Source organism: Paenibacillus sp. FSL R5-0527 (genome assembly GCF_038008055.1).
In the GTDB taxonomy this organism is placed as follows: domain Bacteria; phylum Bacillota; class Bacilli; order Paenibacillales; family Paenibacillaceae; genus Fontibacillus; species Fontibacillus macerans.
The window spans coordinates 2,381,887-2,400,053 of the sequence record NZ_JBBOYI010000001.1; the positions used below are offsets into that span (position 1 = coordinate 2,381,887).

Here is an 18,167-nt window from a genome sequence, read left to right on the forward strand (position 1 = left end):
CTGTGACATGAAGCTCAAAATAACGCTGACATACCTCGTCATGGCGGTCATCGGGGCGATATTCGTCTTTCCGCTGCTGTGGTCCCTCGTCTCCTCGTTGAAGCCGGAAGCCGAAATCATGAACTATCCGCCGAAATGGATCGCCGCCTTCACCTTCGTCAACTACAAGGCGGTGCTGGAGCAGTACCCCTTTACCGGCTGGATGGCGAACAGCGTACTGATCACGGTGCTGTCGACGCTGTTCGTGCTGGCGCTGACGACGCCGGCGGCCTACGCCTTCGGACGGCTGAATTTTCGCGGCAAAAAATTGATGTTCACCCTGATCGTGTCCATGCTGCTCATTCCGATTCAGGCCTATATTGTACCGCTGTTCCTGCTCGTCTCCGAGCTGAAGCTGCTGAACACGTTCGCCGCGCTGATTCTCGTGGCGGGAGCCAACGTAACGAGCGTGTACATTTTGACCAGCTTTTTCAAACGCATCCCCAACGAGCTTGAAGAGGCCGCCCGTATCGACGGATGCAAAGATTTCGGCATCTTCGCCAAAATCATGCTGCCGCTGACCAAACCGGCCGTGTCCACGGTGACGATTCTGATGTTCATCTCCAATTGGAACAATTTCCTGTGGCCGATGATCGCGATCCGCGAGAACGCGCTGAAGCCGCTCACCGTAGGAATTGCGCAGTTTATGGGCGGGGCCAATTCCACCGCCCAGTTCCAGTACGGCACATCGTTGGCCGCCGCCTGCATGGCGATTATCCCGTCGATCATCGTGTTTCTGTCCCTGCAGCGCTACTTCGTCGAAGGGATTACCAATTCGGGGATCAAAGGCTAGGTGAACGTGATGGAGAGGGGGCATGACATGTTTAAAAAAATCGAGAAAGAGCTCATCATGAACGGGGAAAAGCCGTTTGCCTGCTGTCACGCTTCGCATCTGGCCGTGCTTGAAGGCGGCGACGTGCTGGCGGTTTGGTTCGCGGGCAGCCGGGAGGGGGCGGACGACACCGCGATCTGGGGGGCGCGCAGAAGCGGCGGCGTTTGGTCGGAGCCCGGCAAGCTGGCGGACGAACCGGATGAGCCTTGCTGGAATCCGGTGCTGCTGGTTTTGGAGAGCGGTGAAATCATTCTGTTCTATAAAGCTGGCCGCTTGATTAAGGAGTGGCGGACGCTGTTCAAGCGCTCGGCTGACGGCGGGCGCACCTGGACCATGGCGGCCGAGCTGGTTCCGGGAGATCGCGGCGGGCGCGGACCGGTGCGCAACAAAGCGATCGTGCTGGCGGACGGGGCCTGGCTCGCGCCTGCTTCGACCGAGGACGGGCTGTGGCGCGCCTTCACCGACCGCTCGGACGATCGCGGCAGGAGCTGGCGCCGCAGCGGCTGGGTTGGCATCCCCGGCATCGGCGGGGAGGATGCCGGGCCGGCCGGCGGCATACCGGGGAGCGTCATCGCGTCAGCATCCGGCAGTCTAGCGGGAAGCAGCGGCGCGTCGGCGTTCGGCAGTCTAGCGGGAAGCAGCGGCATGTCGGCATCCGGCAGTCTAGCGGGAAGCAGCGGCATGTCGGCATCCGGTAGTCTAGCGGGAAGCAGCGGCGTGTCAGCATCCGGCAGTCTAGCTGGAAGCAGCGGCGTGTCGGCATCCGGCAGTCTAGCGGGAAGCAGCGGCGCATCGGCGTTCGGGGCTGCAGCGGGGAACGGAGGCGTTCCTGCGGACTGCAGTGTTCCGGAAGGCGGCGTTGCTCCCGTGGACGACGTGCCGTTAAATGGCAGCGCTCCCGGGCACGGGGCCGCTTCAGCTATTGGCGGCGCCGCTCCGGCCAGCGACATTCCGGTATCGGAGCAGTCCTTCTACGGGCGGGGTGTGATTCAGCCGTCCCTGTGGGAATCCCGGCCCGGGGAGGCTCATATGCTGCTGCGCAGCACCGAAGGGCAAATCTACCGCAGCGATTCGCCGGACGGCGGGCTGACCTGGAGCGAAGCTTATCCGACCGGGCTGCCCAACAACAACAGCGGGCTGGACGTTGCCCGCCTTGACGACGGGACGCTGGTGCTGTGCAGCAATCCGGTCGGTGTCAACTGGGGTCCGCGAACGCCGCTGACGCTGGACATTTCGCGCGACAACGGGCTGACCTGGAGGCGCGAAGCGGTGCTGGAGGACGGGGAAGGCGAGTACTCCTATCCGGCGCTGATCGTTCATGGCGGCATCCTATACCTGACTTACACCTGGAACCGGGAGAACATTGCTTTTGTGCGGCTGCGGTGGAAATAACGGGGCTGGAGTCCGTTAGGATTGGCTTTACGATTCCGGAGGCAAAACATAATGACTAACGTGGAGGAACGCACATGAATAGGCAGAGTAATTCGCCCATGGCCGGCGGTGTCTGGCCGACGATGGTCACGCCATTTACGGCGGGCGGAGAAATCGACTACGAGGCGCAGGCGCGGGCTGTGGAATGGTATATCGCCCATGGCGTAAACGGGCTGTTTGCCGTATGCCAGTCCAGCGAGATGTTCCATTTGAGTTTGGAAGAGCGGGTGAAGCTGGCCGCGTTTATTAAGGAGAAGGCGGCTGGGCGCGTACCGGTCATCGCTTCGGGGCACATCTCCGACGATTTTGCCGAACAGGTCCGGGAACTGAACGCGATGGCCGGGACGGGCATCGACGCGCTTGTGCTCATTACCAACCGGCTGGCCCGGGAAGAGGAAGGGGACGACGTGTGGAGACGCAATCTGGAGCGGCTTCTGAAGGAGCTGCCGGAGCAAATTCCGCTCGGCTTCTACGAATGCCCCTATCCTTACAAACGGCTCATTTCGCCCGAACTGCTCCGCTGGAGCGCCGGCACCGGCCGTTTTTGCTTCCTGAAGGACACGAGCTGCGACACCGGCAATATCCGCTTTAAGCTGGAAGCTACCCGGGACAGCGGCTTGAAAATATACAACGCCAACACGGCCACCCTGCTGGAAACGCTGGAGCTTGGCGTACATGGCTACAGCGGGGTCATGGCCAATTTTCAACCGGACCTGTATGTATGGCTGCTGCAAAACTGGCGGGAACAGCCGGAGAAGGCCGATGAACTGACCGGTTTTCTAAGTATGACCTCGCTGATCGAGAAGCAGCTGTATCCGGTCAACGCCAAGTATTTTCTTATGCTGGAGGGCATTTTCGGCAATTATGGCTGCCGCGTCAAGGACCACCGGAGCTTCACGGAAACGAACCGCTTGGAAGTCCGCCAGCTTCGCGATTTATCGCGGCGTATCTCCGGGCAGCTTTCATTATAATGGGAGGGATAAACAACATGAGCTTACCTATCATAGTAAATCGTCTGGCGGGCGAAATGCCCAAAATCGGCATCCGCCCGGTTATCGACGGACGCCGGGGCGGCATCCGCGAGTCCCTGGAGGAGCCGACGATGAAGCTGGCCGAGGCCTGCGCCCGTCTGCTCACCGAAAAGCTGCGCCACGCCAACGGGCTGCCGGTGGAATGCGTCATCGCCGACACGACGATCGGCGGCGTGGGCGAAGCGGCCAAAACGGCGGAGAAGTTCCGGCGCGAGGGGGTCGGCCTGACGATCACGGTAACGCCCTCCTGGTGTTATCCGCTGGAGACGATCGACGAAGACCCGTGGATGCCGAAAGCGATCTGGGGCTTCAACGGCACGGAGCGTCCGGGAGCGGTGTATTTGGCCGCCGCGTTAGCCGCCCATAATCAGAAGGGTTTGCCCGCGTTCAGCATTTATGGGCGTGATGTGCAGGATATTGGAGACGATACCATTCCGGGCGACGTCCAGGACAAGCTGCTGCAGTTCGCCAAAGCGGGACTGGCGGTCGCGGCGATTCGCGGCAAATCGTATTTGTCGATGGGGAGCGTTTCGATGGGGATCGCTGGCTGCATCGTCGACGAGGGCTTTTTCCAGAACTACCTTGGCATGCGCAATGAGTACGTGGACATGACCGAGTTCATCCGCCGGATGGAGCGGGGCATTTACGACCGCGAGGAGTACGCCAAAGCGCTGGCCTGGACGAAAGCCAACTGCCGCGAGGGAGAGGACGTGAATCCCCCTGAACGGCAAAGATCGGCGGAGCAGAAAGAGCGGGATTGGGAGACCGTCGTGAAAATGGCCTTGATTGCCCGCGATTTGATGATCGGAAATCCAAAGCTCGCGGAGATGGGCTATGGCGAGGAAGCGATAGGCCATAACGCGATCGCCGCCGGATTTCAGGGGCAGCGGGCTTGGACCGACCATTTGCCGACCGGCGATTTCATGGAGGCGGTGCTGTGCAGCTCCTTCGACTGGAACGGCATCCGCGAACCGTTTGTGCTGGCGACCGAAAACGACAACCTGAACGCGGTTACGATGCTGCTGGGCCACCAGCTCAGCCAAAGCGCGCAAATCTTCGCGGATGTGCGGACTTACTGGAGTCCGGAGGCGGTGGAGCGCGTTACCGGGCAGCGGCTGACGGGCCGGGCGGCGGGCGGCGTGATTCACCTGATCAATTCCGGCCCGGCCGCGCTGGACGGCACCGGGGAACAGAGCTTGAACGGGCAGCCGGCGATGAAGCCGTTTTGGGAGATCGGCGAGCAGGAGGTTCAGCGTTGTCTAGACGCGGTAGCCTGGTGCCCGGCGAAGGACTTTTTCCCGTCGGGCGGATTTTCCACCGATTTCACTACGCGCGGCGGCATGTCGCTGACGATCGCCCGCATCAATCTGATCCGCGGGTTGGGACCGGTGCTGCAAATCGCCGAAGGTTATTCGGTGGAGCTGCCGCCGGAGGTGCACGAGAAGCTGGACCGCCGCTCCGACCCGACCTGGCCGACCACCTGGTTTGTCCCCAATTTGACCGGTTCCGGTCCGTTCCGCGACGTCTACGCGGTGATGAGCCATTGGGGCTCCAACCACTGCGCGGCCAGCTACGGGCATATCGGCTCGGAGTGGCTGACGCTTGCCGCCATGCTGCGGATTCCGGTCACCATGCACAACGTGCCCGAGGAGCGGATTTTCCGCCCGAGCGCCTGGGACGCCTTCGGCGCAAACGATCCGGTCGGCGCCGATTACCGGGCGTGCGCGGCGTTCGGCCCGCTGTACAAATAGAGAGGCGGAAAGGATGGAGATGGACATGGGCAAGGAGACGGAACCGCGTTATGCGATCGGGATCGATTTCGGAACCGCATCGGGGCGGGCGGTGCTTGTTGATGCGGCGGACGGACGGGAGCTGGCCTGGCATGCGACCCCTTATCCGCACGGTGTAATGGAGGAGGAACTCATCGGCTGCGGTATCCGGCTTGGCCCGGAGTGGGCGCTCCAACACCCCGGCGATTACGTGGAGGTGCTGCGGCGGTCCGTACCGGAGGTGCTGCGCGCAGCGGGCGTTTCCCCCGGGCAAGTGATCGGCATCGGCGTCGATTTCACCTCCTGCACGATGCTGCCGGTGGATGAAGCGGGAACCCCGCTGTTCTTAAAAGAAGGATTCCGCCGCGAGCCGCACGCATACGTCAAACTGTGGAAGCATCACGCCGCCCAGGAGGAGGCGGACCTGATCAACGCCGTGGCGGCAACGCGTGGCGAAGCTTTTCTCAGCCGCTATGGCGGAAAAATCTCCTCCGAGTGGATGTTCCCCAAAGTGCTGCAAGTGCTGCGTGAAGCTCCTGAGGTGTACGCTGCGGCGGATCGTTTCGTCGAAGCGGCGGACTGGATCGTGTTCTGGATGACCGGGGAGCTGAAGCGCAGCAGCGGCTGTGCCGGCTATAAAGCGCTGTGGCACTCCGGGGAGGGATACCCCTCCGCCGCGTTTTGCCGGGCGCTTGATCCGCGGTTCGAAAGCTTCGCGGAGACCAAGCTGCGCGGGGAGATCGCGAAGCTGGATGGGGCCGCGGGCCGGTTGACGGCCGAGGCGGCGGCCGTGATGGGGCTGCGCCCCGGCATCGCCGTCGCTCCGGGGATGATCGACGCCCATGCGGCCGTCCCCGGCGTCGGCGCTACGAAGCCGGGGCAGATGGTGCTGTCTATGGGAACGTCGCTCTGCCACCTTTTGCTCAGCGGCAAGGAGGTGGCGGTAGAAGGGATTTGCGGCGTGGCCAGGGACGGTATTATCCCCGGACTGTACGCTTATGAGGCCGGGCAGGCGGCGGTCGGCGATTTGTTTGGCTGGTACGTGCAGCAGGCTGTGCCGGCGTATGCCGAACAGGCCGCTGCACGCGAAGGCCTGACGGTACACGAATGGCTGGAGCGGCGGGCAAGCCGGCTGCGGCCGGGGGAACACGGACTGGCGGCGCTCGATTGGTGGAACGGCAACCGCTCCGTTCTCGTCAATGCCCATCTCAGCGGCTTGATCATGGGCTTGACGCTGCAAACGAAACCGGAGGAAATTTACCGCGCGTTGCTTGAAGCGACCGCTTTCGGCACCCGCAAAGTGATCGAAACCTTTGAGGCGGCGGGCGTGGAGGTGCGCGAGCTGTTTGCCTGCGGCGGCTTGCCCGGGAAAAACCGGCTGCTGATGCAAATATTCGCCGATGTTACCGGCCGCGAAATCAAGATCGCCGCTTCCGCGCAGACGCCTGCGCTCGGCGCGGCGATGCTCGGCGCGGTAGCCGCAGGTTCGCGCTGCGGCGGTTACGATCGTATCGAGGAAGCGGCGGGGCGTATGGCCCGGGTGCAGGAGGCGGCCTATCGCCCGAACCCGGCGCACAAGGCGGTGTATGACCTGTTATACAGGGAGTACACCGAGCTGCACGATCTGTTCGGGCGCGGAGGCAGCGAGGCGATGGCGCGGCTGAAGCGGCTGCAGCGGACGGCCGCGGCGGCAGGAGAACAGCGCGATCCCGAGCTGCCCGGGATGGACGGCGGCCGCGCCAAAGGAAGCGAACGCCGGTGATGGCGGGCGACATCAGGCGTTTCGAGCGGGATAAGCAGGTGTATCCGGCTGCCGTTCGCAAGGGCTTGGAGCATTTGTTTGCGGGCTGTCTATCCGCTCTGCCGGCCGGCAGGTACGAACTGGAAGGGGAGCGGATGTATGCGCTGGTGCAGGAATATGTTACCCGCCCGGCAGCCTCGCTGAGCTTCGAGTCCCACGAGACGTACGTAGACATCCAATTCATCGTCAGCGGGGAAGAGCGGATCGGATGGACGATGGATGGCGGCCGCCTGAACATGATTGAGGATCGGCTGCCCGGGGAGGACATCCGGTTTTACGAATCCGCCGCTGCCGGGAGCGTAAGCGAGCTGCTGCTTGGGCCGGGGCAGTTCGCGGTGTTTTTCCCTTCCGAGCTGCATCGCCCTTGCGGTTATATCCACGAAGAGAGTCCAGTCCGCAAAATCGTGATCAAAATTCACCTGGAGCAGTTCCGTTAATAGGGGAACGGATTTGGCCGTACGAGTACGACAATCGGAGCTACCTAGCGGATTCCAATGGTGCAGCCTAGCGTCGCCGTTGAATCATGCAGGCGGCGCGCCGCCCGCTCCGGCCGGGCCGTAGCAAGCGCCGCGCCGATCGCCCCCGTTCGGGCGCTGCAACCGCCCGCTGCAACCGCCCGCTGCTGCCGCTTCCGATCGCCGCCGGCAAGCGTTGGCGCTGTCACCCCACGTATTTGGCGAGCGAAATCAGCGCCGTCATCGTCACGATATTCAATAAGGTGGAGATAAGCACGGTTTGCGAGGCGAAATCGGGTTCATTGTCGTATTCCTCGGCCAAAATGGTGCTGTTCACGCCGGTCGGCATGCCGGAGGCGAGCAGCAGCGCCTGGGCCGGAACGCCTTTCAGCCCCAGCAGCAGAATTAAACCAAAGCCAATCGCCGGGCCGATCAGCAGGCGCAGGGCGACGCTGACATACACGTCGAACCGGTCGAGCCGCAGCGGGTATTTAACGATTTGCGCTCCAAGCGTCAGCAGGGCGACGGCGACCATGGAGTCGGCGATATACCCCATCGGCTTCGAGACAAAGTACGGCAAGGGCAAATTCAGGACGTGCAAAGCCATGCCCAGCACGAGAGCGTAAGGCACGGGCATCTTCAAAAATCCGATCAGGGCGGCTTTCAGCGTGCCGCCGGATTTGGCCCGCTGCACGGACATCACGCCGTATGTGAAGGTGACCAGGCTTTGAAACGTCATCACCAGCGCCTGCACCGACGCGGCAAGCGGGTCGCCCTTGAATGCCAATTGATTGATCGGCAGCCCGTAGTTTCCGGAATTGTCGAGGATAAGGCTGTTCGTGAACGCGGCCCGCAGCCCGCGGCGGAACTTGAGGGTGCGGCTGACCAGCATGCTGATTCCCCATAACAACAACACATATAATACGTAAAAACCGGTGACGCTGCCGAGCAGCTCCGCGGACATTTGGGATTGGTACATGCTTAGAAACACCACCGCCGGGGTGATGAAATAAAAATTGATTTTGGACAAGGTGTACAAATCGAGCCGGAACGCGCGCTGCATCAGGCAGCCAAGTCCGATCAGCACGAAAATGGGGAGGACGACCTCCAAAATGATATCGCCGATCATCGCGGTGTTCTTCACTTCTTTCGGTAAGAGATGTTATTCTAGCAAAAGGACAACCGATTGTTATTATATCATGCCCCCCGGTTTCGAAGGCGATCGGATTTGAGCAAGCGGAAAGGATGATGCTGGCATGCACAAGCCTCAGGAGCGAAAGAACCGGATTGTAGAGGAGGTGGAACGGATTGCCGCTCTGGAAATGAAGATGACGGTGTTCAACAACGAACGGTCGTTATCGCATCTTGAAACAAAACTGACGGCGACGAAAATGGGCGGCGCAACCCTGCTGATGGACCGTCAGTCGCCCCAGTCGAGTTATTATAATCGCGTCATCGGGTTCGGACCGGCCGAAGCGGAGCGGCTGCCGGACATCCTGCGGCATTACGGCGCGGCAAATATCGTGCCCTGCTTCGATATGACGCCGGACAAGCAAAGCGGCGCAGTCGCGGAGGCCTTATCGTCGCAGGGCTTTGTTCCGAGGCTGCAGCTTGTTTTTCTTAAGCGGGAGCTGGAACCCGAAACCGGCCCCGGTCCCCGGAATCAGGGAGAAACGGGAGTTCCCGCGCTATCCGTTCGCCGGGTCGCCACGCCGGAGGAGGCAAAGCGGTTTATCGCGCTGATCGGCCGCTCGAACGGCGGCGCGGTCAAGCTGGACGAGCAGGGGATTGAGCGGAAATGCCGCTACTTTTGCCGGGACGACTTTCAAAATTTCGTGGCCTATGCGGACGAGGACCCGGCCGCGATGGGCTCCCTGTTTATCCGCGGCGAGGAAGGATACGTAGCCAACGATTTTACGTTCCCGGATTACAGGGGGCAAGGCTTGCAGACGGCGCTGATCCGGCATCGCCTTCAGGCTGCCGCGGCGCTGGGATTAAAAAGGGTTTACGTTGACGTGGAATTCGGCACGGCCAGCCATCGGAATATGCTGAAAGCAGGGTTTGAACAGGTGTATATGAACACGTTTTGGATGAAGTCGGCGATAGAGGAATAACGAACGCCTGGTTGTGATATTTGTCTCATCTTCTCGCGGAAATCCTTGCTACAATTCGGGTTAAAGGATGGCGGGGAGGTGAGCTTAGATGGCGGTATGGAAATGCGAAGCTTGCGGGGAAACGAAGGAAGGGCGCTGCAAGCCGCAAAAATGCCCTAAATGCGAAGCGAAAGGCCAATTCGTCAAATTGGAAGCCCAGTAAGTAATCCCAAAACATCATACAAAGCGTTGGACAGGCCCCGTAGCGCTCCGAAGAAATGCGGATGCGAGACAGGGCCTATTTGCCGTTTAAGCGGCGCGGATATCTGATCAGAAGCTGGCCGAGCACCTCGGACAACACCAGTCCGATGGCGATCGAACCCGAGATCAAGAAAGCCTGGGCGGCAAACTGGACGGCCAGGTTGTACTCGTTCTCCACGAATTTGCGCATGGCATCGTAGGCGAGGCCGCCGGGTACGAGCGGAATGATTCCCGCGACGCTGAAGATGATGACGGGCTTCTTGTAATATCTGGCAAAAAGGCGGCTAATCACGCCGACGATAAACGTGGCCGCGACGGTGGAGAAAACGGCGTCCGCCCTCTGCTCGAGCAGCACATAGGCGATCCAGCCGATCATGCCGGAGAAACCGCACTGCAGCAGGGTGCGCCCCGGGGCATTAAACAAAATGCCGAAGGCCGCCGAGGCGATAAAGCTGGTAAGCAGTTGAACGATCAAGTTCATAGGTTTAAAATTCCCTCCGATGCGTCACGACATTTGGTCCGGTAAACAACAATTTGCTGCCGTCAAAACAACGTAAACATCACCGCGATGCCCGTACCGATGGCGAAGGCGGTAAGAAAGGCTTCGGCCCCGCGAGACAAGCCGGAAACGAGGTGGCCGGCCATTAAATCCCGGACGGCGTTGGTGATCAACAGGCCGGGAACAAGCGGCATGACGGAGCCGATGATGATTTTGTCGAGCTCGCGGCCCAAGCCGAGCGATACGAGGAGCGCCGCCAGCAAGCCGATCAGCAGCGAAGCCGTGAATTCGGCAAAAAATTTTACTTTGACCAAGCGGTGAAAAAGAAGAAAAGCCGCAAACCCGGAGCCGCCGCACAGTACCCCGGGGATGAAATCGGGCAGCCCGCCCCGAAACATCAAGGTGAAGCAGCCGCTGGCCACTGCGGCGGCGGCGATTTGCAGCGCCACCGGATAGGCGTTCGTGCCCGCCTCGATTTCCAGGAGCCGGGCGCGGGCCTCGGAGCAGGTCAGCTCTCCGCCGGCCAGCTTTCGCGATACATCGTTGACATCGGCGACCTTTTGCAGATCCGTCGTGCGTTCGACGATCCGGATCAGTTTGGCCGATTCCGTATCGCCGGATTGAAACACGATTCCCGTCGGCGTTACATAACTGTGCGATCCGGGCAGTCCCAGCGCGCTGGCCATCCGGTTCATCGTATCTTCCACGCGGTAGGTCTCCGCCCCGCTCTGCAGCATGATTTTTCCCGCCAAAAGGCATACCTGAACAGAATCCTGCGGCAACTCCGCAGCCTCATTCAACTCCGTAGTCTCATTCATCCGTTTTCACCCTTTCGTCTCGGCGATCTCCAGAGCCATTATAGCACGCAGTCTATCAAGCCGGAATACGGGCCGTGTTGTCGAAATATGACGAAATTTAGGAGGAAAGATGATCTTTTTCATCTATATCTGTGCTATGCTAGCATTATGAATCATCGATTTGCCTGCACTTCCATCAGAGAGGTACCTTCATGATGCTGCACAGTTTACTATCCAATTTTGCCTTGCTTACGGCTTTTATTTATTTCGGTTATATGATTCAAAGCAGGTTTTTGTCCAAAAAACAAAGCACGCCGTGGACCCGAGCGTTCCTTGGATTGATGCTGGGGTTGTTCGGCGTCGTTCTGATGTATTATACCTTTCCCATCGGCACGCAAACGGTTGCCGATTTCCGGCAGCTGCCCGTTCTGATCGCCGTTTACGCGGGTGGAGGGATCAGCGGGGGCATTTCCGCCCTGATTATTGCGGTCTACCGCCTGTTCTTTTTGCACGGGTTTAGCTTCCGTTCCATGGCCGGCGCCGTGAACGTGCTGATCACGCTGGTGATTGCCCTGTTTTTTCTGCGCGCGCGAAAGCTTTCGCTGAAAAGGTGGCTGCCAGCCTTGATGTTATCCGCCGCCAATACGATGGTTCTCTTTTTGCTGGTGTTAAACATAAGTTCATGGACTGCTATAGTTATGTATACCCTTTTATTTATTGTCGCCGGGATGTTTACGTATTTAATGCTCCAGCATTTGCGCGAAGCGGACGAGTCCGTGAAAATGATGAGGGAGGCCGCTACCCGCGATTTTTTGACCCGTTTGTACAACTCGCGGGCGTTTGAGGCCATGATGGCGCAAAAAGTCGCCTCCTCCAACCGAAACGGCGCCCCCTTTACGCTGCTGTTTGTAGACATCGATTTTTTCAAACAGGTCAACGACAGCTACGGCCATTCGGCGGGAGACGCCGTTTTATTGCAATTTGCCGATGTGCTGCGGGACACGTTCCGGCCGGGCGATCATATTTTTCGCAAGGGCGGCGAAGAGTTCGTCATCCTGGTCGACCAGTGCGACGCGGAGCAGATCGAGAAGATCGGCGAACGGCTGCGCCAAAACGTGGAGGCGCATCCGTTCTTCCTGCCGGGAGGCGGGGAGCTTAGGCTAACGATCTCCGCCGGCAGCGCAACGTATCCCAACGTTCGTCAGGAAGAGCTGATCGACAAGGCGGACCAGGCGCTGTACGAGGCGAAACAAGCGGGCCGCAACCGGCTGTGCCGGGCGATTTATTAAGCATACGGCGCCAGCGCCCGGCATTGTCAGGGGGATTCCGCAATTTACCGCTAATCCTCATCTCCGTCGTACCCGTTTAACAAATCGGTGCCGTGCATTGCGTCCGGATCGGGTGCGACCGGATCAACCGGGCTGTCCTTCTGGATAGCGTCGGCGTCAGGCACATCGGTCAGCTCGCCGAACAGCAGATCGGGAAGGCTGTCGATATCGTTTTGGCCGTCCTCGCCCGTATTTTCGCTGATGCCCTGGGTTACACGCGTATCGTGGTGCAGCAGATCATCATCGGGAATATCGTTTTCCGGGCGGTCGTCGGCTAACAGTTCGTATCTTTCATATACAAAATCCGCCTTGGTTTTATCGTGTTTTGGAGCCATGAACAAGTCCCTCCTAATGAATTCGCGATTATGTTGAGTTTGCCCCAAAATCCTGTGTTCCTCTCGCTTTCAGGGAAACTTCCACTTGAAAAATCTGGATCGCCTTACGTCTTTTAATGAGAACGTATGTTTGGTATACTAAGAATTGACGATATTCAAAAGTGATTGGCAAAAATGAATGCAGAAATGAGGATTTACCTAGAAATCGGTGCTTGACTGTTGGGTGCTGGTATGGCGAATCCTCGGCCTTCAAATAGCGGCACTTTATGTACTTATTATCCGGAACCAGCCATGTTCATTCCCATTAGGGGCACTTTTTGCCCTTATTTTTTTTCGGTGGAGCTTTAATGTAAGGAGGGAAGGGGATGTCCGAAACCCGGTATGAACATATTCAGACGAAGACGACGTTAAACCGCGTCAAGGAGGAGGCGATGCCCTTCGAATGGTCGATTAATCCGTACCGCGGCTGCGGCCATGGATGCAGCTTCTGTTATGCCAGAGCGTTCCAGACGTTTCTCGGGAGGAGCGCGGAGGACGAATTCCAATTTCATATTTCGGTCAAGGAAAATGCGGCGGAGGCGCTGGAACGGCAGCTAACGGCTTTGGCCCGTAAGTTCGCCTACGACATTGAGGCCGTTAGCCGGCATGTCGGGCAGGTGGCGATCGGCACGGCCACCGACCCGTATCAGCCTGTCGAAGCCAAGGAACAGATCACCCGGGAGTGCCTGAAAGTATTGGCCAAATACCGGATTCATACCAGCGTGACGACGCGTTCTCCGCTGGTGATGCGGGACATCGATATTTTGCGCAAAATGCCTGGCGTTTCGGTGAACATCAGCGTCAATACGCTGGACGCCGAGCTGATCCGCAAGCTGGAGCCGGCTTCGCCTCATCCCGGCAAACGTCTCGCCACCGTGAAATATTTGGCGGAGCACGGTATTCCTGTCGGCATATTCGCCGCACCGGTCCTTCCGTTTCTGACCGATTCGGAGGAAGGTTTGGACAACCTGCTCCGGTCGGCCAAGGAGCATGGCGCCGGGTTTGCCATGATCTCCTTGCTTAGGCTTTCGCCGGACGTGAAAGCCTGGTACTTCCGGACGCTGCAGCAGCATGATCCCAAGCTGGTATCCCGCTACCGTGCGCTTTACGCCGGGGCCTACGCGGAGCCATGGTATACGGACCGTTTTAAGCAGATGGCGCGCGCCCTTTTGGCCAAACACGGACTAGACGGTTCGGAAACGCGCGGGGCCCAGGCTTCATCCGGCATCGGCACGGAGGTCCCGGCCTCGCGGCCGGGGGCCGTCCCGCAGCCGGCCTGCACCGTATCCGAGCGGGAAATTACCCCGGAGGTCGAGCAGCTTTCTTTTCCGTTTTAAGACTGTAAAGGGGTCTTATTTGCAGCCATAGAGATATGGTAAAATTGCTGTAGGAGGAAATCCACTAATGATGAACCGCCTCAAGCCACTTAATGATGTTTGACCAAATATCGGCTGTAGCAGGGTTGACGGTAAATGAACTTGTAAAATTGCTTGATCAATAATTTTCATGACAATGGCGGATTTGTGACCTCTTTACTTGTTATAAAATTCGGCCACACTCTTACCGCAGGCACTGCCTGCGGTTTTTCGCGTTGCAGCGATAGCTCCTATAGTTCACGGCACTTATTCCTCGTCCAACGGTTATTCGTCAAACGCCGATTTCTAAAGTTGAGCCCAAAATTTCTGGCTCAAAACCGAGATCAGTCCTTGACAAAATAAATTATAGCGTTCGTGTCTTGGTATCCCTGCACGCTGCTTAGCACGATTATCCCTTTGGTTCAGAGGGTAGAGGGTGGGGGCTAATCACGGACCTTTCATTTTTTCCGGTGTCTTGCCCTTCCGGATCAAACGGGATATTCGTGCAAAGCGTCCGGAAAGTGGATATTGATCTGCCGACCAACCCACCGCCCTTCCCTGTCAAGTGCTGATTATTAGGTTGAGCCAAATTTTTCTTTCATTTTTTTGCACCTATTCATAGCTAAAACTTCATGTAAACGTTAAAATAACTGTGGTGCATAAAGCTTAAAAAAATTTCTCTACATTTCCATAAAATTGGAGGTTTTAATAGGGATTGTAGCGAAATGTACAAGGTAGCTCGTTTTATCTTAAGTGCAGAGGTGCTGTAATGAAGTCTTGGATCAAAGGCGTGGCTGTTTTTTTCGTGCTGCTTCTGGCGGCTTTTTGTGTCTTTCTATTTAATAGTTCAAGCGATTCGGGATCGGATGTTATCAAAATAGATCGCTGGCAAATTGCCTGGACTGACCGCTTAGATCCGCAGATGAGCATTGAGCAGCTTGAGGCGCTTGATGGTTGGATCGATGTGAAAGCGGGCGAGAAGATTCCGTTGAAGCCAAACGCGGAGATGGCCCAATGGATCAAGATCCAGCTTCCCGAATTAACCGACAATTCCCTGGTTGTTCTAATCGATAAAATATACGGTAGGCACATTGTAGTTGATATGGATGGAGTTCAAGTTTACGAAACCCAGCGAAAATTCAACTATAACCTAAATAGCGTCCTGTTCCCGATCACCGCTGAAAATTCCGGGCAAACAGTCTATATTGGAGTATCGTCAGCTACCAACAAAATTGGCGTTTTCGATGATATCAAAATCGGTCATTATCAGGGATTGATGAAGGACTTTGTCAGAGGCAACATTGCGGATTTGATTGTGGGCAGTACGCTTATGTTTATCGCCGTAATTATGCTCGTTTGTTCTCTTTTTTTGAAATATGTAAATATGTCGATGTGGTTTTCGCTCTGCGCGGTCATTTTATCTAGCGGGCTGCTCGTGCTTACGTATTCACCGTTTGTAAATTGGCTTTTCGACTATACGACAGCGGGCTCATTATTGTTGATGCTGTTTGACATATCGTTGTTTACCATGCTTCCCTCGGTGATCTTTTTCTTTGAAAAAATATTCGGTCCCGGGTACCGTGGCCTCATTCGACATACTCGGAAGTTTTTAGTCGCTTACTTTATTTTTTGTTTCCTTGTGATGCTTGTCAATGAGATGTCGTCTAATCATTTTTACACGATCTACTCCGTGGTTACCGTTCAATTAGTCGGATACATCATGATTGCAGAGTTTATTATTTTGGCCTGCACCTCAACGATCTATATCATGAATCGGAACAAAGAGGCGGTTGTTTTTTTCGCCGGATTTATTACTTTTGCGCTGATCTGCGTTGGGGACCTGTTACAGTATTATTATAACGGCGGGTATTATAAACTTTCTTTATGGAAATGGGGAGTCGTCTGCTTCCTCGTCTCACTGGTTATTATTTTGGGCAGAAGAATTGCCGCCAATCATGAGCAAGTGGTTGAGTACTCCAAGCAGTTGGAGATGTTTAACAATGAGCTGCAGCGTTCGGAGAAAATGGAGATCATTAGCGAACTGGCAGCTTCCGTAGCCCATGAGGTTCGCAACCCGCTGCAAGTTACTCGCGGATTTCTGCAGCTGCTGGCCGAGAAACAGCAAAACTCAGATAAAGTTTATTTAAGCATGGCCTTGGAAGAATTGGATCGTGCGTCGGGGATTATTACGGACTTTCTGACTTTTGCCAAGCCTGAAGCCGGGAAGGTGACGGCCCTGAATGTGCTTGATGAATTTATCCATATCGAAGGAATATTAATTCCGCTCGCCAACCTTCAAGGCGGCAAAATCTCCGTTCATATTCCCAAAAATCTCTATGTTCGGGGAAACTCCTCAAAATTTAAGCAGGCGTTCATTAATATTATTAAAAATAGTATCGAAGCGCTTAATGGGGAGGGCGAGATTCTGATTTGGGGTTATGAGGAAGAGAACAGCATCGTGATTCATATTAAGGACAACGGGGAAGGGATGGACAATGAGGTGTTGGCTCGGCTAGGAGAGCCTTATTTCTCCAACAAAACCAAAGGGACCGGATTGGGGCTGATGGTTACGTTCCGGATTATCGAGGTGATGAACGGCGAAATACACTTTACAAGTGAGAGAGGGGCAGGAACGGAAGTTGTTATCCGGTTTCCCTCCGTAAATCAAGAGGAACAATCTAACGGATAAGCGTTTCCGCTCCCTGTCCGTTTTGGTGTTAACTGCCCGACGTCGCTGAGTCTGGCTTATTAACTATCCCCAACTTCCAAGCGGTTTAATCTCGCTTTTCACTACATTTGCCGGATTGGGCGGCAGCACCACGTAAAATTCGTCAGAACTTTCTTCGACGGTTTTAATTTTGATATGATCCGGGAGAATTACGCCGAGTGCCTCCTGAATAGCGGCTTTCGGGTCGGCGAGCAGCTTCGCCTTAAAGCTGGGGTCCTGCCATGCTTTCTCAATAACTTGCGATTGAAGGAGAGCTCCTGTTGTCATAAGATCACCCTTTCCTGAAAAATAGGTTAATATTTCCTCTTTACTATACCATGGAACTCGGCAAAGTGCTAGGTAAGCGACTTGTTTTTCGACAGCCAATACTCCAGTCCGCCATGAATCAACAAATTTCGCTGCTCCCGTAGATCTTGCGCCCCTTGTTTGAGGCTTTGCCGGAGATATTCGTGAAACTCCCGCAAATGCGTAAGGTCGGGGGCGGCGGTGGCCAGGGCCGCAGTGTGTTGATCCGTGCGTTCCGCATAGGTGAGCAGGATGTCCCGCACGTACAACGCCTCTCTGATCTCCTCCGGCGTAGGCCGGCGGTCATTAGTGATCTGCAGCTCCCGCTGGACGGCGGAGATCAGGCAATTGTAGCTGCCTTCCCTTAAATCCTTCTCCCAATCCTCCCAATCGTCGAGCATTTGCAGGGTGACCAGTACCGTATCCACCGCCGCTTCTAAAGCGGGAATCCGCGTTTCCCGCCCGGTCAGCAGCAGCGCCCCAGCAACGGACAGTTTGACCGGAGCGGCCTTGTGAGCCACCCGTACCGGGTCCTCTTGGAAAAAATCACTTTCGTTCTCAAACGCGACCGCTTCCGCCCACTCCGCCGCGTATTTGCGGAAATAGCCCCAGAATGGAGAAGCGGCGGGAAAATAGCTGCCGTAAATATGTAAAAATTCAAGCTGAATCAGATTCGCCAACGGCAGTTTCCGTTTATCCGCGGCTTCCGGATCGTCCATTACTTCATCGATCAAATGGTAATACATCATGACGAAAATCATGGCGACGGTTAAGCGCCGGCTGTCCTCCGTTTTGGTGCCGGCAGCCTCCTGCAGCCAAAACGGCAGCAAGTAGCATATGTAGTTTTGGGAAACGCCCCTTTTAAGCGCGTGAAACCTGTCAAGGTAGGCGGCAGCTTGTCCCCGGAAGGCTTCAGGCATTCCCGATAAAATCTTTTCCGCGTCGCTGAAAGCTGTTTCCAGCTCTTTTTCAAAACTAGTAAACCAGTTCAAGAATACGACCTCCCCCATAAATTAGGAAACCTGTAATCATTATATAATGAGAGGCCGTGCTTGTTCCAATTCGCCAGAGACAGCGTCTGTCCCCGGT

The 18,167-nt window shown here is 56.6% G+C and carries 18 protein-coding genes; 11 read left to right on the forward strand and 7 right to left on the reverse strand.

The annotated features are described in order from the left end of the window. The first annotated feature begins 7 nt into the window (after positions 1 to 7). The 6 genes from NYE69_RS10395 to NYE69_RS10420 all read left to right on the forward strand — a co-directional run bounded on the left by NYE69_RS10395 (position 8) and on the right by NYE69_RS10420 (position 7,340). Positions 8 to 832, forward strand: a complete 825-nt coding sequence (locus NYE69_RS10395) for a carbohydrate ABC transporter permease (protein WP_328273615.1) — start codon at positions 8 to 10, stop codon at positions 830 to 832. 27 nt (positions 833 to 859) lie between these two features. Then, a complete protein-coding gene (locus NYE69_RS10400; RefSeq protein ID WP_340926101.1) occupies positions 860 to 2,263 on the forward strand; it encodes a sialidase family protein in 1,404 nt (467 codons plus the stop codon). Positions 2,264 to 2,337: 74 nt separating this feature from the next. Next, positions 2,338 to 3,273 (forward strand): dihydrodipicolinate synthase family protein, encoded by a 936-nt coding sequence (locus NYE69_RS10405; protein ID WP_340926103.1) that lies wholly within the window; start codon positions 2,338 to 2,340, stop codon positions 3,271 to 3,273. Between the two features lie 17 nt (positions 3,274 to 3,290). Then, a complete protein-coding gene (locus NYE69_RS10410; protein WP_340926104.1) occupies positions 3,291 to 5,084 on the forward strand; it encodes an L-fucose isomerase in 1,794 nt (597 codons plus the stop codon). Positions 5,085 to 5,109: 25 nt separating this feature from the next. Beyond that, positions 5,110 to 6,864: a ribulokinase gene (locus NYE69_RS10415; protein WP_340930356.1), complete on the forward strand. Its 1,755-nt coding sequence runs from the start codon at positions 5,110 to 5,112 to the stop codon at positions 6,862 to 6,864. Continuing rightward, positions 6,864 to 7,340 (forward strand): YhcH/YjgK/YiaL family protein, encoded by a 477-nt coding sequence (locus NYE69_RS10420; RefSeq protein WP_340926105.1) that lies wholly within the window; start codon positions 6,864 to 6,866, stop codon positions 7,338 to 7,340. The genes NYE69_RS10415 and NYE69_RS10420 overlap by 1 nt, the downstream gene beginning before the upstream one ends. Before the next feature lie 44 nt (positions 7,341 to 7,384). Here the strand turns inward: NYE69_RS10420 and NYE69_RS10425 are convergent, their stop codons facing one another. Together NYE69_RS10425 and NYE69_RS10430 are read right to left on the reverse strand one after the other, a co-directional pair. Further along, positions 7,385 to 7,567 carry a hypothetical protein gene (locus NYE69_RS10425; RefSeq protein ID WP_340926106.1) on the reverse strand — a complete coding sequence of 61 codons (183 nt, stop codon included), beginning with the start codon at positions 7,565 to 7,567 and terminating at the stop codon, positions 7,385 to 7,387. Further along, a complete protein-coding gene (locus NYE69_RS10430) occupies positions 7,564 to 8,487 on the reverse strand; it encodes an AEC family transporter (RefSeq protein ID WP_340926107.1) in 924 nt (307 codons plus the stop codon). The genes NYE69_RS10425 and NYE69_RS10430 overlap by 4 nt, the downstream gene beginning before the upstream one ends. A 127-nt stretch (positions 8,488 to 8,614) precedes the next feature. Here NYE69_RS10430 and NYE69_RS10435 point away from each other — a divergent pair, with 127 nt between their 5' ends. After that, a complete protein-coding gene (locus NYE69_RS10435) occupies positions 8,615 to 9,472 on the forward strand; it encodes a GNAT family N-acetyltransferase (RefSeq protein WP_340926109.1) in 858 nt (285 codons plus the stop codon). Positions 9,473 to 9,560: 88 nt separating this feature from the next. Continuing rightward, the gene (locus tag NYE69_RS10440; RefSeq protein WP_340926110.1) at positions 9,561 to 9,674 is read left to right on the forward strand and encodes an RCKP-type rubredoxin-like domain-containing protein; all 114 of its coding nucleotides are present in this window, start codon (positions 9,561 to 9,563) and stop codon (positions 9,672 to 9,674) included. A 75-nt stretch (positions 9,675 to 9,749) separates the two neighbouring features. On the opposite strand, the gene NYE69_RS10445 is transcribed toward NYE69_RS10440, so the two are convergent. Together NYE69_RS10445 and NYE69_RS10450 are read right to left on the reverse strand one after the other, a co-directional pair. Then, a complete protein-coding gene (locus tag NYE69_RS10445) occupies positions 9,750 to 10,193 on the reverse strand; it encodes a threonine/serine exporter family protein (protein WP_340926112.1) in 444 nt (147 codons plus the stop codon). 62 nt (positions 10,194 to 10,255) lie between these two features. After that, the gene (locus NYE69_RS10450; RefSeq protein WP_340926113.1) at positions 10,256 to 11,029 is read right to left on the reverse strand and encodes a threonine/serine exporter family protein; all 774 of its coding nucleotides are present in this window, start codon (positions 11,027 to 11,029) and stop codon (positions 10,256 to 10,258) included. 191 nt (positions 11,030 to 11,220) lie between these two features. Between NYE69_RS10450 and NYE69_RS10455 the strand changes: the two genes are divergently transcribed. Further along, positions 11,221 to 12,297: a GGDEF domain-containing protein gene (locus NYE69_RS10455; RefSeq protein WP_326047199.1), complete on the forward strand. Its 1,077-nt coding sequence runs from the start codon at positions 11,221 to 11,223 to the stop codon at positions 12,295 to 12,297. Positions 12,298 to 12,347: 50 nt separating this feature from the next. Here NYE69_RS10455 and NYE69_RS10460 read toward each other — a convergent pair whose 3' ends face one another. After that, positions 12,348 to 12,671, reverse strand: a complete 324-nt coding sequence (locus NYE69_RS10460; RefSeq protein WP_326047197.1) for a hypothetical protein — start codon at positions 12,669 to 12,671, stop codon at positions 12,348 to 12,350. 365 nt (positions 12,672 to 13,036) lie between these two features. On the opposite strand from NYE69_RS10460, the gene NYE69_RS10465 reads away from it, so the two are divergent. Together NYE69_RS10465 and NYE69_RS10470 are read left to right on the forward strand one after the other, a co-directional pair. Beyond that, the gene (locus tag NYE69_RS10465; protein WP_326047195.1) at positions 13,037 to 14,047 is read left to right on the forward strand and encodes an SPL family radical SAM protein; all 1,011 of its coding nucleotides are present in this window, start codon (positions 13,037 to 13,039) and stop codon (positions 14,045 to 14,047) included. 787 nt (positions 14,048 to 14,834) lie between these two features. Beyond that, the gene (locus NYE69_RS10470) at positions 14,835 to 16,754 is read left to right on the forward strand and encodes a sensor histidine kinase (RefSeq protein WP_326047193.1); all 1,920 of its coding nucleotides are present in this window, start codon (positions 14,835 to 14,837) and stop codon (positions 16,752 to 16,754) included. A 63-nt stretch (positions 16,755 to 16,817) separates the two neighbouring features. Here the strand turns inward: NYE69_RS10470 and NYE69_RS10475 are convergent, their stop codons facing one another. Together NYE69_RS10475 and NYE69_RS10480 are read right to left on the reverse strand one after the other, a co-directional pair. After that, on the reverse strand, positions 16,818 to 17,060 hold the full coding sequence (locus NYE69_RS10475; protein WP_036625332.1) for an NHLP leader peptide family RiPP precursor: 243 nt from the start codon (positions 17,058 to 17,060) through the stop codon (positions 16,818 to 16,820). Positions 17,061 to 17,128: 68 nt separating this feature from the next. Further along, positions 17,129 to 18,070 carry a hypothetical protein gene (locus NYE69_RS10480; protein WP_328272077.1) on the reverse strand — a complete coding sequence of 314 codons (942 nt, stop codon included), beginning with the start codon at positions 18,068 to 18,070 and terminating at the stop codon, positions 17,129 to 17,131. Positions 18,071 to 18,167 lie beyond the last annotated feature (97 nt).